The organism is Thioclava sp. JM3 (genome assembly GCF_002213185.1).
GTDB classification, from domain to species: domain Bacteria; phylum Pseudomonadota; class Alphaproteobacteria; order Rhodobacterales; family Rhodobacteraceae; genus Thioclava; species Thioclava nitratireducens.
Map to the genome: position 1 here is coordinate 56,466 of NZ_NBOB01000003.1, position 14,353 is coordinate 70,818.

Annotated in this window: 10 protein-coding genes; 9 read left to right on the plus strand and 1 reads right to left on the minus strand. The window is 65.9% G+C overall.

Annotation, left to right across the window (positions count from 1 at the left end; genetic code table 11):
- The first annotated feature begins 92 nt into the window (after positions 1-92).
- Positions 93-1,541 carry a TrkH family potassium uptake protein gene (locus B6V73_RS06140; protein WP_075776959.1) on the plus strand — a complete coding sequence of 483 codons (1,449 nt, stop codon included), beginning with the start codon at positions 93-95 and terminating at the stop codon, positions 1,539-1,541.
- Here B6V73_RS06140 and B6V73_RS06145 read toward each other — a convergent pair whose 3' ends face one another.
- On the minus strand, positions 1,542-3,509 hold the full coding sequence (locus B6V73_RS06145) for a trypsin-like peptidase domain-containing protein (protein ID WP_088724803.1): 1,968 nt from the start codon (positions 3,507-3,509) through the stop codon (positions 1,542-1,544).
- 224 nt (positions 3,510-3,733) lie between these two features.
- Between B6V73_RS06145 and B6V73_RS06150 the strand changes: the two genes are divergently transcribed.
- The 8 genes from B6V73_RS06150 (at position 3,734) to glmM (ending at position 14,303) form a co-directional block, all read left to right on the plus strand.
- Positions 3,734-4,681, plus strand: coding sequence for a glycine--tRNA ligase subunit alpha (locus B6V73_RS06150; protein ID WP_088724804.1), 948 nt, complete (start codon positions 3,734-3,736; stop codon positions 4,679-4,681).
- A complete protein-coding gene (locus B6V73_RS06155; RefSeq protein ID WP_088724805.1) occupies positions 4,678-5,154 on the plus strand; it encodes a DUF6446 family protein in 477 nt (158 codons plus the stop codon). Before B6V73_RS06150 ends, B6V73_RS06155 begins: the two co-directional genes overlap by 4 nt.
- Position 5,155: 1 nt before the next feature.
- Positions 5,156-7,216 carry a glycine--tRNA ligase subunit beta gene (gene glyS / locus B6V73_RS06160; RefSeq protein ID WP_088724806.1) on the plus strand — a complete coding sequence of 687 codons (2,061 nt, stop codon included), beginning with the start codon at positions 5,156-5,158 and terminating at the stop codon, positions 7,214-7,216.
- A gap of 165 nt (positions 7,217-7,381) precedes the next feature.
- Positions 7,382-9,922: a putative PEP-binding protein gene (locus B6V73_RS06165; protein WP_088720091.1), complete on the plus strand. Its 2,541-nt coding sequence runs from the start codon at positions 7,382-7,384 to the stop codon at positions 9,920-9,922.
- Between the two features lie 256 nt (positions 9,923-10,178).
- Positions 10,179-10,859, plus strand: coding sequence for a cell wall hydrolase (locus B6V73_RS06170; protein WP_075776954.1), 681 nt, complete (start codon positions 10,179-10,181; stop codon positions 10,857-10,859).
- A gap of 123 nt (positions 10,860-10,982) precedes the next feature.
- Positions 10,983-11,903, plus strand: coding sequence for a dihydroneopterin aldolase (locus B6V73_RS06175; RefSeq protein WP_075776953.1), 921 nt, complete (start codon positions 10,983-10,985; stop codon positions 11,901-11,903).
- 40 nt (positions 11,904-11,943) lie between these two features.
- Positions 11,944-12,963 carry a dihydropteroate synthase gene (folP, locus tag B6V73_RS06180; RefSeq protein WP_088724807.1) on the plus strand — a complete coding sequence of 340 codons (1,020 nt, stop codon included), beginning with the start codon at positions 11,944-11,946 and terminating at the stop codon, positions 12,961-12,963.
- On the plus strand, positions 12,960-14,303 hold the full coding sequence (gene glmM / locus B6V73_RS06185; protein WP_088720093.1) for a phosphoglucosamine mutase: 1,344 nt from the start codon (positions 12,960-12,962) through the stop codon (positions 14,301-14,303). The genes folP and glmM overlap by 4 nt, the downstream gene beginning before the upstream one ends.
- Positions 14,304-14,353 lie beyond the last annotated feature (50 nt).

Genomic DNA, 14,353 nt, shown 5'->3' on the forward strand with positions numbered 1-14,353 from the left:
CGAGAGTTTGCAAAGTCGATCCGCACCGATGCGCGCCCGTCCCGGTCCGGTCCGGGATTGACTAGACTGACGCTCTGGGCAAGGTGGGGCGCATGATCGATCTGCGCCCGGTTGGATATATCATCGGAATGCTGACATCCGTGCTGGGGCTGACGATGCTTATCCCGGCGGCGGTGGATTTGGGCCATGGTGCAGCGCATTGGCTGGTTTTCGTCGAAAGCGCGGTGCTGACGACGACGGCAGGCGCGCTGCTGGCGCTGGCCTCCCGCGACGGGCTGGCGCGGACGCTCTCGATCCATCAAAGCTTTCTGCTGACCTCGCTCGTCTGGCTGACGCTGCCGTTCTTCGGGGCGCTACCTTTCATGCTGGGTGTGCCGCATCTGTCTCTGGTCGATGCCTATTTCGAGGCGATGTCAGGGCTGACCACGACCGGCACCACCGCGATTCCGCAACTCGATACGCTGCCGCCGGGGGTGAACCTGTGGCGCGGACTGCTGCAATGGCTGGGCGGTCTGGGGATCATCATCGTCGCGATGATCTTCCTTCCGGTGATGAAGGTCGGCGGGATGCAGTTCTTCCGCTCGGAAGGGTTTGACACGCTTGGGAAAATCCTGCCGCGCGCAATGGATATCTCGACCGCGCTGATCCGCATCTATGTCGGGCTGACGATTGCCTGCGCGCTGACCTATATCGGTCTCGGTATGAAGGGGTTCGACGCGATCATGCACGCCCTTACGACGATGAGCACGGGCGGCTTCTCGAATTACGACGCCAGCTTCGCCGTTTATAAGGGCGCGCCCGAATACGCGGCCTCGGTCTTCATGGCGCTGGCCGCGATGCCGTTCATCCGCTTCGTTCAGGTGATGCGCGGCGATACGATGCCACTGTGGCGCGACCCGCAGGTGCGCGCCTTCCTGCGCTGGATGGGCTACGCGATCGCGATCATCGTGCTCTACCGCATGATCCGCCACGAGGCCTCTTTCTGGCCGACGCTGCGGGAGGTGACGTTCAACGTGGTCTCGACCTTCACCGGCACCGGCTATGCCTCTGAGGACGTGACCCAATGGGGCCATCTGGCCTTCACGATCCTGCTGATTTCCGGACTGATCGGGGGCTGCACGGCCTCCACCGCCTGTTCCGTCAAGGTGTTCCGCTACCTGATCCTGCTGGAGGCGATCAAGGCGCAGATCCAGCGGCTCTACTCGCCCCACCGCCTGCTGAAGGTGCAATATGGCGGGCGCCCGGTCGAGGATAGCGTGGTCAACTCGGTGATGGCGTTCTTTTCGCTCTTCATCCTGATCTTCGGGATGCTGATCATCGCGCTGACCTTCACCGGGCTCGGAACCGAGACGGCGATGACCGCCGCCTGGACCTCGATCGCCAATATCGGCCCCGCATGGGGGCCCGAGATCACCGCCAACGGCTCGGTCGCGGATTTCCCCGACAGCGCGAAGTGGCTGATGAGCGCGGCGATGTGTCTCGGGCGGCTCGAATTGATGAGCGTGCTCGTGCTGCTGCTGCCGCGCTTCTGGCGGGGCTGATCACTTCCAGCAGGAAATCTGCACCACCATCCCGTCGGCCATCTGCTGCAGGTCTTCCGGCGCGCGGTTGGCCGAGATGCCCGCCTCTTTCGGCGTGAAACCCTTGTCCGACAGCCCCGGCGTCATTGCCTTGCTTTGCAGCGCGACGCTCAGATTGTCGGGCAGCACCCGGTTCGCGTCGTCACTCGCGGGCAGCAACATCCCCACGACCGCGCCCGTCCCGTCGAGCACCGGCCCGCCCACGTCGCCCGCGCGGGTCTGCGCCTCGATCCGGGCCTGATTGTCTTGTCCTTCCAGCCCCTTGAGCGCCGAGAGCGTACCGAAATTCAGCACCGGCGCGGAGAGCGCTTCGGGGTAGGAGAAGCCCGCCACCGCGACCTTCGCCCCGGCCAGCGGCGCGTCGGGATTGAATTTCGCGACTTCCCTCGGGGCGAGCGTGTCTTGCGGCGTCAGAACGGCGTAACCCTTGGCGCCGCCGTCGAAGCTAAGCGAGGCGGCATGGTCTTCGATCGTGATCCGGCCGCACTGGTCGAGCCCCTCGGCGGCGGTCAGCACATGGCCGTCCGCATCGATGAAGAAGCCCGAGCGCGAGAAGACCGGTGCGCGTTTCTCGATCCCCGCCATCAGGGCGGCCCGCGTTACCGACATCGGCTGACCGAGCGTCGCGTCGAGCGTCTTGGAGCCGATCGGCGTGAAGCTTCCCTTCATCGCGTCGAGCACGCGATTCATTCGCTTGTCGTCCCCGGCGGGCCAAACCAGCGTGAAGCCCTTGATCTGCCCGTTCGAGAGCTCCGCATGGGTGTAGGAATGGACCGCCGTATTCTCGCCCTCGATGGTGAAGCTGTTGCCGCGGATGTTGCGCTCGCCGCCCGTCGGCACGATTTCAAGCGTCTGCATCGCGTCATAGAGCCCGCGCAGCCGCGCCGTGTCGCCGGGCTGAGAGATCAGCAGAACCTGCACGCCGCTGTCGTCCTTGGGTGCGTAATTGACGAACGGCGCGTTGTAGCGGGCGAATTTCACCAGCCCCATCGGCAGCTCGATCCGGATCCCGGCTTCCTGCTCGGTGACGGTCTGCAGCCCCAGCGCCGCGCGCTCGGAGGCGACCTTGTCGAGAAGTGCGGCCTGCTGGGTCGAGGACAGGACGCCTGTTGGTCGGTAGCCATTCTTCGACTGCCAGTCGGCGATGGAGCCGCGCGTGCCACGGCCGAAAATCCCGTCGATCGCGCCCTGATAGCTGCCTTCCCATTCCAGCGCGGTCTGGATGTCGCGCTTGGTTTGCGGATCGAGGGCGGCTTCGAGACGGCGCGACTCCGCCAGCGTCTCCACCGGCTCGGGCGCGGGCGTAGCCTCTTGCGGGGCTGGGGTGACGTCCCGCAGGGCCGGTGCGTCAGACGCCGCGGTGGTGTCGGAGTTCAGCGCTTCGGGCGCGGTGGTGGTATCTTGCGCAGACGTATCGGGTGTGCTCGCCATCGCATCGGGTGGCGTGGTCTGATCGCTCGATTGCGCCGTCTCATCCGGACCGTCCAGCGGCTCCACGTCGATCGGCGCAGGCATCGGCGCGCCGCGCACGTCGCTTTGCGTATCGGCCTGCGGGGCGGGCTGGGTCGCCTGCGGGGCTGTGTTCAATGTCGCGCCCACCGGCCAGAATTGCTGGCGGAAGTTGTTGCCATCGGCCACGAAACTGTCGCGCGGGATCAGACCCTCGCGGCGCAGAACCCGGCGCCGCGCATTCGCCTCCGCATCGTCGGCAAAGGGGCCAAGCGCGATCGCGTACCAGCCGGAATCAAGCCGGAACCCGGTCGTGTCGGGGAACATGCCCGCCCAGTCGCGGGCGCGCGCTTCGGCTTGGGCAAGCGAGCTTTTCGCCTCGATCTGTACCCAGGCCTCGGCCCAGGCCGCGCCGGTCCAGACCATGCCGGTCAGGCTGGCCCCGACGACGATCGAAACTGTCCGTGAAATTGCCCGCATTGCCACTCCCCGATGATATAAGCTTTTCCCTCGAACTTAGCGCAACGCGAGCCGAGGTCACCCCCCAAACGCCCCCGTTCGGGTCACGAAATCCGCCGGTGTGGGGCAGGGGCCGCAGCTTTGCGCGCCGCATGTCGCGGATCGCCTGCCCGAACTCTTGCAGGGCGTTGACGCCCCCGCGCCCCTTGCCTAGAGAGAAGGCGCTTCAACGGAAGGTGCGAAATATGGCAAACCCGGACGCCCCGAAATCCTTTCAGGAAATCATCCTGCGCCTGATGAGCTATTGGGCCTCGAAAGGCTGCGCGGTGATGCAGCCCTATGACATGGAAGTGGGGGCAGGCACCTTCCACCCGGCGACGACGCTGCGCGCGCTCGGCTCCAAGCCGTGGGCGGCCGCCTATGTCCAGCCCTCGCGCCGTCCGACCGATGGCCGCTATGGCGAGAACCCGAACCGCCTGCAGCACTACTATCAGTATCAGGTGCTCATCAAGCCGAGCCCGCCGGACCTGCAGGAGCTCTATCTCGGCTCGCTCCGCGCGATCGGGATCGACACCGAATTGCACGATATCCGCTTCGTGGAAGACGACTGGGAAAGCCCGACGCTCGGCGCGTGGGGGCTTGGCTGGGAAGTCTGGTGCGACGGGATGGAAGTCAGCCAGTTCACCTATTTCCAGCAGGTCGGCGGCCATGACTGCAAGCCGGTCTCGGGCGAGCTGACCTACGGGCTCGAGCGTCTGGCGATGTATGTGCTGGGCATCGATCACGTCATGGACATGCCCTATAACGACCCGTCCGCGCCGATCGCGCTGAAATACGGCGACGTGTTCCGCCAGACCGAGCAGGAATATTCGCGCTGGAATTTCGACGTGGCCGATACCGAAACGCTGCTGCGCCATTTCGAGGATGCCGAGGCCGAATGCGAACGCATCCTCGCCTCGCCTGAAACCGACGACGCGGGCCGCAAGATCATCATGGCGCACCCGGCCTATGACCAGTGCATCAAGGCGTCCCACCTCTTTAACCTGCTCGACGCGCGCGGCGTGATCTCGGTCACCGAACGTCAGGCCTATATTGGCCGCGTCCGTGCGCTGGCGAAGGCCTGCGCCGACGCTTTCGTGCAGACCGAAGCAGGCGGGGCCTCCCAAACCGAAACCGGCGAGGCCGTCGCGTGAATGGTAAACTCATCGGAGGCGGCATCGTGGTGATCGCGCTCGTCTTCGGCGCGGTGGTCTATTATTCGCAGGAATACGGTTATTACGATGAGATCGCGCCGGGCTCCGACGCGGCGAAAGTCTCGCTGATGGAGCTGGACGGCACGACGCAGGATCCGCTGGACGCCGAAGGCTACAAAGGGATCGACGCGGACAGCTCGCCCCTGCGCTACCGCGCCTGCTTCGACACCGATCTGTCGATCGCAACGGCGACCGAGACCTATAAGGTCTATGACCGCCCGACCCCGCTGATCGGCCCGAAGTGGTTCGACTGCTACGATGCGAAAACCATCGGCGCCGACCTCGAGGCAGGCCGCGCGGTGGCCTTCCTGTCGCAACACAACATCCACCCCGGCGTCGACCGGGTCGTGGCTCTTTATCCCGATGGCCGGGCCTATGTCTGGCACCAACTGAACGACGAAGCGGAGAAATGACATGCCCGATCTTCTGATTGAACTGTTCTCCGAAGAAATCCCTGCGCGGATGCAGCCCAAGGCCCGCGAGGATCTGAAGAAACTGATCACCGATGGCGTCGTCGAGGCGGGTCTGACCTATGCCTCCGCCGGCGCTTTCTCGACCCCGCGCCGCCTGACGCTGACCGTCGAGGGGCTGACTGCCAACTCGCCGACCCTGCGCGAAGAGCGCAAGGGCCCGCGCACCGACGCGCCGGAGAAGGCGATCGAGGGCTTCCTGCGCTCGACCGGGCTGACGATGGATCAGCTCGAGGCGCGCGACGACAAGAAGGGGCAGGTCTATTTCGCGGTGATCGAAAAGCCCGGCCGTCCCGCGACCGAGATCGTGGCCGAGGTGCTGGAGAAGACGATCCGCAACTTCCCCTGGCCGAAATCGATGCGCTGGGGCGAGGGCAACCTTCGCTGGGTCCGCCCGTTGCATTCGATCCTCGCGATCCTGACCGACGAGGCCGGCGCGACCGTCGTGCCGCTCGACGTGGACGGCATCAAGGCCGGCGACACGACGCGCGGTCACCGCTTCATGGCGCCCGATGTGCTTCAGGTCTCGGGCTACGAGAGCTACGCCAAGCAATTGAAAGCCGCCAAGGTCATGCTCGACCCCAATGAGCGTGCCGAGGCGATCGACCACGACGCCGCGCAAATGGCCTTCGCCAAGGGCTGGGAAGTGGTGCCGGACAAGGGCCTTCTGGCCGAGGTCTCGGGCCTCGTCGAATGGCCTGTCACCCTGATGGGCGAGATCGACGGCGAATTCCTCGACCTGCCGCCCGAGGTGCTGCAGACCTCGATGAAAGAGCATCAGAAATTCTTCTCGGTGAAGAACCCCAAGACCGGTCGGATCGAGGGCTTCGTGACCGTCGCCAACCGCGAGACCGCCGATCACGGCGCGACGATCCTCGCGGGCAACCAGAAGGTGCTCTCGGCGCGTCTGTCGGACGCCAAGTTCTTCTGGGAAAACGACCTGCGCACCGTTCAGGCGCACGGGCTCGAAGGGATGGGCGCGGGGCTCGACGCCGTGACCTTCCACAACAAGCTCGGCAGCCAAGGCGACCGTATCCGCCGGATCGAAAACCTCGCGCGCGAAATCGCGCCCTTGGTCGGCGCGAAGCCCGACCTCGCCGCCGAGGCCGCCCGCGTCGCCAAATCCGATCTGCGCTCGGAAATGGTCTACGAATTCCCGGAACTGCAGGGTGTGATGGGCCGCTACTACGCGCAAAAGGCGGGGCTGTCCGACGCCGTCGCCGATGCCTGCCGCGACCACTACGCGCCGCTGGGCCCGTCCGATGCGGTGCCCTCTGAGCCCGTCTCGGTCGCCGTGGCGCTCGCCGACAAGATCGACACGCTGACCGGCTTCTGGGCGATCGACGAGAAGCCGACCGGCTCGAAGGATCCCTTCGCGCTGCGTCGCGCCGCGCTGGGGGTTATCCGGTTGGTGCTGGCGAATGATCTGCGTCTGAGCCTTCAGTCGGTCTTTGCCAAGGGTAATCCGGAGGCCGATACCGCAGACCTCATGTCCTTCTTCCACGACCGCCTGAAGGTCCACCTGCGCGATGCGGGCATCCGCCACGACGTGATCGACGCCGTGCTCGCCATGCCGGGCTCTGACGATCTCACCCTCGTCGTGAAGCGCGCCGAGGCGCTGTCGGACTTCTTCAAGACCGACGACGGCGAGAACCTGATCCAGGGCTTCAAGCGCGCGAACAACATCCTCACGCAGGCCGAGGAAAAGGACGGGGTGGAATACAGCTTCGGCGCCGATCCGAAATTCGCGGAAACCGACGAGGAAAAAGCCCTCTTCGCCGCGCTCGACGCCGCCGAAGCCAAGATCGCCCCCGCAATGCAGGCAGAGGATTTCGCCGCCGCGATGTCCGCCATGGCCGATTTGCGCGCGCCGATCGACGCCTTCTTCGAGGCGGTGCAGATCAACGCCGACAATCCGATCCTGCGGCGCAACCGTCTCAACCTGCTTTCGCGCATCCGGCAGATCTGTCTCGATGTGGCCGACCTCACCAAGATCGAAGGCTGATCCTTCCTCTTGATGTAAATATCCCCGCCGGAGGCGCCCGCACGGCGCCTCCTGTCGCAAGGCCGAAACAGGGTGGTCCTGTGACGCCGCGTCCTCTGTCCGAATGTCACACTTGCGAGAGGCGGGAATCAGCCTATCCTGCGTCGAGAGAGAAGGCGCGCTGCGATGCAGAAACCCGTTGAAAACGCTGATTTTGTGACCCTTGCGCCGTCGGCGTCGGTCGATAAGGCACGCCACGGCTGGCGCGCGAAATGCCTTCAGCGGCTGATCCGGCTCGATCTTCCCGTCCCGAAAACCGTCGCGCTACCCGCCGAGACGGTGCGCGCGATCGCGTCGGGGCAGGTTTTCGACATGACCGCGATCGCGGAGTGCTTCGGGCCGGAGATGCTGGTCTCGGTCCGACCGAGCCCCGAAAATCCCGAATGGGGCGGGCCGGGCACGGTCCTCAATGTCGGCATGAATGACGACATGCATGCGGTGCTGTCGAATACGCACGGCTCCGAGGCCGCCGACGCGCTCTATCTTCGCTTCGTGCAGCTCTACTCGATCCATGTCGCGCGGCTCGACCCGGACATGTTCCAGCAGGAGCCGGGGCCGGGCGCGCTGGAAGCGGCGCTGGACGCCTATGAGGAAGAAACCGACGAGCGGTTTCCGCAATCGGGCGCGCGGCAACTGGCCGAGGTGCTGCGCTCCATGGCGCGGGCCTGGGAAGGCACGACGGCGCGGCTCCTGCGGCAGGCCAAGGGCGCGCCGCCCGACGCCGTGCTGGGCCTTCTGGTGCAAGAGATGGCGCTGGGGATAGGGCCGGGCCTGTCGGGCTCGGGCACGATGCAATTCGTCGACAGCGTGACCGGCGCGCCGCAGATCACCGGGCGGTTCCGCGGCCAGAGCCAGGGCCGCACCAGCGCGGTGGAGACGCTCTATCTCACGCGCGACCCGCGCGGCGCCTCGCTGGAAGAGGCAGATAGCGGCGTGTTCGACACGCTGAAGGATTACGGCGCGCGCTGCCGCGTGAAGCTGCGCGAGGAGATGCAGATCGAGTTCACCATCGAGAGCGGCAAGGTCCATGTGATCGACGCGGTGCGGGTGCCGCGCTCGTCGCGCGCCGCTGTTCGCATCGCGGTGGCCTTGGCCAATGACGACGTGATCTCGCGGGAGGATGCGCTGCTGCGTGTCGAGCCGCGCGCCATCACCGAGCTTCTGCACTATCAGGTCGATCCGCGCGCGCCGCGTGACGTGCTCGCGCGCGGGATCGCGGCCTCTCCGGGGGCGGCGACCGGCAAGATCGTGTTCTCTGCGGCGGCTGCGCAGGCCTCTGCTGCGCGCGACGAGCCCTGTATCCTCGTGCGCCGCGAAACCTCACCCGAGGATATTCGCGGGATGCATGCGGCCGTCGCCGTGCTGACCGAGCGCGGCGGGATGACCTCGCACGCGGCGGTGATCGCGCGCGGCCTGGGGCTGCCCTGCATTGTCGGCGCCGAGATCGAGATCAACAGCCGCGAGCGCCAGTTCCGCGGCCCCAAGGGACGGTTGTTCCGCGAGGGCGACACGATCACGCTCGACGGAACCAATGGCGAGGTGCTGGTGGGTGCGGCGGAGATGCTGGCGCCGGCGCTCGACGACGGGTTCCGCACGCTTCTCAGTTGGGCCGATCTGGTGCGCGACATCGGTATCCGCGCCAATGCCGACACGCCCGAGGATGCGCGCACCGCGCTGATGTTCGAGGCCGACGGGATCGGGCTGTGCCGGACCGAGCATATGTTCTTCGACGAAGACCGCCTGACGGTGATGCGCGAGATGATCTTCGCCGACGGGCCGGAGGATCGCCGCGCCGCTCTCGAACGGCTGCTACCGATGCAGCGGGCCGATTTCGGGGCGCTGTTCGAGTTGATGAAGGGCGAGCCGGTCTGTATCCGCCTCTTCGACCCGCCTCTGCACGAATTCCTGCCGCATGACCGCGAGGGGATGCGCGAGCTGGCCGAGGCGTTGGATCGCCCGCTGTCGGAGGTCACGCGCCGGGTGGAGGCATTGTCCGAGTTCAACCCGATGCTGGGGATGCGCGGCGTGCGTCTGGGCGTGACCGTGCCCGAGATTTACGACATGCAGGCTCGCGCCATCTTCGAGGCGACCGTGGAGGCGCTCCGCCGGGGCGCCGAGGTGGTGCCGGAAATCATGATCCCGCTCGTTTCCGCCTCGCGCGAGGTGGAGATCGTGAAGACTCGCATCGACGCCGTGGCGGCCGCCGTGCGCACCGAGACCAAGGCAGACTTCACCTACCGCCTCGGCGTGATGGTGGAGACGCCCCGGGCGGCGCTCCGCGCTGGCGAAATTGCCGAGCACGCGGCTTTCCTGTCCTTCGGGACCAATGACCTCACACAGATGACCTACGGCCTCTCACGCGACGACGCGGGGCGCTTCATGTCGACCTACGTCAACCAGCAGGTCTACGCGGAAGACCCGTTCCACATTCTCGACGTCGAAGGGGTGGGGGAGTTGCTGCTGATCGGGGCCGCGCGCGGACGCTCGGCCCGGCCCGATGTCACGATCTCGGTCTGCGGAGAGCATGGAGGAAACCCCGAATCAATCGCCTTCTGCCGGGCCGCGGGATTCGATTATGTCTCCTGTTCGCCCTTCCGGGTGCCGGTCGCCCGTCTCGCCGCTGCCCATTTCGCACTCTTGGCGCCGCGCGGACGATCCTTTCCGTAAAGGTAATGTCACAGAGGCGGAATTTCGGCGGTTTTTCTCAAATACCATTGGCAAATCCGCGCTCATCGCGGTATGCGACTGACGAGGGACATAGCACGCAAATCACCGTGCATTTTGGCAAGAATCCGCCGTGGCTCCGCAGGGGGCTGCGCATATTTGCGTGAAAACCTAGACATGGGTAGCTCGCTCGGGTAAGCGATGCGCCGTCGCGGCTCAATGGGGGGTGCGCGGCGATTGTTCTTATCGGAAGAAAACCATGTCACTGCTGAAAAGCTGGACGGGGGGTGCTGTCATCCTCCTCGCCCTCGCCGGAGGCTTGCGTGCCGAAGTCACGGTAAGCCAGTCGAACGACCCCACTGAGGTCGCCGAACAAGGACTGATGTCGGTCCTGTGGACGGAGCGCTCCGCGATGAGCGCGATCGACAAACGACGGGTCACCGCGCTCACGATGGCGCCGGCCCGGTCCAAGAAGCATGCTACTCTGCCGGATGTCCTTTCTGCCAAATGGCTGTCCGAGCAACCCGCTGCGAAGGGCGACAAACAATTCGAATGTCTCTCGCAGGCGCTTTACTTCGAGGCGCGTGGAGAAAGCGTGAAGGGCCAGCAGGCCGTCGCCGAGGTCATCCTGAACCGTGTCGACGATCCGCGCTTCCCCGGCTCGATTTGCGGCGTCGTCCATCAGGGCAACTCGCGCGCGTGCCAGTTCAGCTGGTACTGCGACGGTCGCGCCGATACGGTCCACAACAAGGGGGCCTTTGCCGAGGTCGCGAAAGTCGCCCGGGCGATGATCGACGGCGCGCCGCGCTCGCTGACCGAAGGGGCGACGTACTTCCATACCCGCGCGGTACGCCCGAGCTGGTCGCGCCGCTTTGCGAAGACCGCGTCGATCGGCCATCACATCTTCTACGCCAACCCGGTGCGCACCGCCTCGAACTGAGGCCGCGTCTTCGGAGGCCCGAGTCGCGGGCAGGCGATGAAACGACGGTTGAGGGTGGGCTTCGGTCCGCCCTTTTCCTATGCTCGACTTGCTCGACATGACTGAAAAATTCCCGAGGCGCGCATGAGTTCCGACATTTCCCTCGCCTTCTCGCATCCCGAAGCGCGGGCGGCCGCATCTGCGCCCACCGATCCCCGGGATCGCATCTCGCTGCGCGACCATGTGGTGGAGGCCGATATCGGCGCCTTCCAGCAGGAGCGCGGCCATACGCAACGTCTGCAATTCAACGTCGTGGTAGAGGTTCGGCCGACGCCGGAGCCGCTCGAGGACGATGTGGACCGCATCCTGTCCTACGACCGTATCACCGAGGCGATTGCGGCGGAGCTGGCCGAAGAGCGGGTGAACCTGCTGGAGACGCTCGCCGCCGGCGTGGCAGAGCGCATCCTCGCGAGCCCGCAGGCTATGCGCGTCTTCGTGCGGATCGAGAAGCTCGACCGCGGCCCCGGCGCGCTCGGCGTCGAGATCGTGCGCTCCCGCGCCTCCGTCCCGGTGAAAAGCATCGACGCGAGCGGGGTGGAGGAAAGCCTGCACCCGATCGTCGCCTATCTCTCGAACGCGGCCATCGACTCGCCGGACCTGTCGGCGCGGCTCGACGTGCTGCAGGAGGCGGGCCACCCGGTCATCCTCGCGGTGGGGCTCCCTGACGGAGAGGTTCCCGAAAGCGGGCAGGGACCAACGCAGCGCCGCATCGACCTTCTCGCGATCGAGCAGAACGCCTGGCGTCTTGCTGCGCGCGATCCGCGCTGCGTCGTGGTGGCGACGCGCACCGAGATCGACTGGGCGATGCGCCACGGCCAGATGGTCGTCTGGGCGCCCTCCAAGATCGTGCTGGACGCAACCGACGGTCCGAAAAGCCCCGCCCGCGACGCGATGGCGCTGGCGCTCTGGCTGGCCGAGCAGATGGCCGCGACCCGGCTGGAACTTCACGGGACTGTTTCAGCCCCGGCAGGAAGCCGCGTGCCGGTGGAGACGCGCCCGCTCTGAACGTCTTGAACTCTCGCGCGCAATCGGGTGAATGGAGCGCATGGAGAAGCTCTACTATCGCCCGATCGCCCGAACCGACTCCGCCCGTCCCGACACGGCACTGACCCTCGCGGGGGGGTGGTGCTGGTTCGACGAGGTGGAGCTTCTGCGCCGCGACGGCGAGCCCGAGATTATTCCCGCGGCCCATCTGCCCGAAGAGGTGATGGAGCGGCTGTGCAATCCGCGCACCTCGGTCGCCGGGATCACGCTCGATGCGCCGCGGATCATGGGCATCCTGAACGTCACGCCTGACAGCTTCTCCGATGGCGGGCGCTTCGACGTCGAGAACGCCGCGATCGAACGCGCCTTCGACTTGCGCAAGTCGGGCGCGGACATTCTCGATATCGGCGGCGAGTCGACACGTCCCGGCGCGACCGAGGTGGAGGAGGACGAAGAGATCGCCCGCACCGCACCCGTGATCGCCGCGCTGCGCGATGCAGATTTCGACGCGCCGATATCCATCGACACCCGCAAATCGTTGGTTGCCGATCAGGCGCTGGAGGCCGGGGCCGCGATGCTCAACGACGTCTCCGCGATGGAATTCGATCCGGCGATGGTCGAGGTCGCGCAGGGCTCCGGCGCGCCGATCTGCCTGATGCACGCGCAGGGCCTGCCCGAGACGATGCAGGACGATCCGCGCTACACGGATGTGCTGCTCGACGTCTACGACTACCTCGAGGACCGCATCGCGCTGGCCGAGGATTACGGCATCGCACGCGAGGCGATCATCGCCGATCCCGGCATCGGCTTCGGCAAGACCGCGCAGCACAACCTTGCCCTGATCCGTGGCCTCAGCCTGTTTCACGGGCTGGGCTGCCCTGTCCTGCTCGGCGTGTCGCGCAAACGCTTCATCGGGGCCGTGGGCGGCGCGGAAGAGGCCGACCAGCGCGCCCCCGGTACGCTGGCCGTGACACTCGCCGGGCTCGATCAAGGCATCCAGATTCACCGCGTCCACGATGTGGCCGAGATCGCCCAAGGCATCCGTCTCTGGGACGCGATCAAGAGAGGATTCGAGGAATGAGCAGGAAGCTTTTCGGTACCGATGGTGTGCGCGGCGAGGCCAATTCCGGGCACATGACCGCGGAGATGGCGCTGAAACTGGGCGCTGCGGCGGGCCGCTATTTCCGGCAGGACGACTCACGCGGCCACCGCGTCGTGATCGGCAAGGACACGCGGCTCTCGGGCTACATGTTCGAGAACGCACTGACCGCGGGCCTGACCTCGACGGGGATGAACGTGCTGCTGCTCGGCCCGGTGCCGACGCCCGCCGTGGGCTACTTGACCCGCTCGATGCGCGCGGATATGGGCATCATGATCTCCGCCAGCCACAACCCGGCCAAGGATAACGGGATCAAGTTCTTCGGCCCCGACGGGTTCAAGCTCAGCGACGAGGCCGAGACCGAGATCGAGGCGATGCTCGACACCGAGATCCGGCTCGCGCGCCCCGAGAATATCGGTCGCGCAAAGCGGATCGACGATGGTCTTGGGCGCTATGTCGAATATGCCAAGACCACCTTCCCGAAACTGCGCAAACCCGACCTCAAAGTGGTCGTCGATTGCGCCAACGGGGCGGCCTATCGTGCGGCGCCGGACGTGCTTTGGGAATTGGGTTGCGAGGTGATCCCCGTGGGCGTCTCGCCCGACGGGCGCAACATCAATGACGGATGCGGCTCGACCCATGTCAGCACCTGCGCCGAGGCCGTGGTGGCGCATGGCGCCGATCTCGGAATCTCGCTCGATGGCGATGCCGACCGGGTAATGATCATCGACGAAACCGGCCATGTCGCGGATGGCGATCAGATCATGGCGCTCTTTGCGAAACGCTGGGCGCAGTCGGGGCAGCTTTCGGGCGGCGCGCTGGTGGCGACCGTCATGTCCAATCTCGGGCTGGAGCGCTTCCTAGAGGCCGAGGGGCTGCGGCTCGAGCGCACCAAGGTCGGCGACCGCTACGTGGTCGAGCGGATGCGTGAGGGCGGCTTCAACCTTGGCGGCGAGCAGTCGGGCCATATCGTGATGACCGACTACGCCACGACAGGCGACGGGCTGATGGCAGGGCTGCAATTCCTCGCCGCGATGGTCGAGACCGGTCAGCGCGCCTCCGACCTTGTGCGGCAATTCGAGACCGTGCCGCAAATGTTGAAAAACGTAAGGTATCAGGCGGGGCAGGAGCCTTTGAGCGCCGATAATGTTGCAAAAGCGATATTGGATGCGGAGACCCGCCTGAACGGTCAGGGTCGGTTGCTGATCCGGAAGTCGGGGACCGAACCGCTGATCCGCGTGATGGCGGAATGCGAGGACGAAACGCTTCTGGAAGCGACGGTCGACAGCATCGTCGCCGCCGTCGAGGCCGAAACCGCCTAAGGGGGGGGGCTGCCCCCGGCCTGCGACCGCCCCCCGGGGATATATTGGAA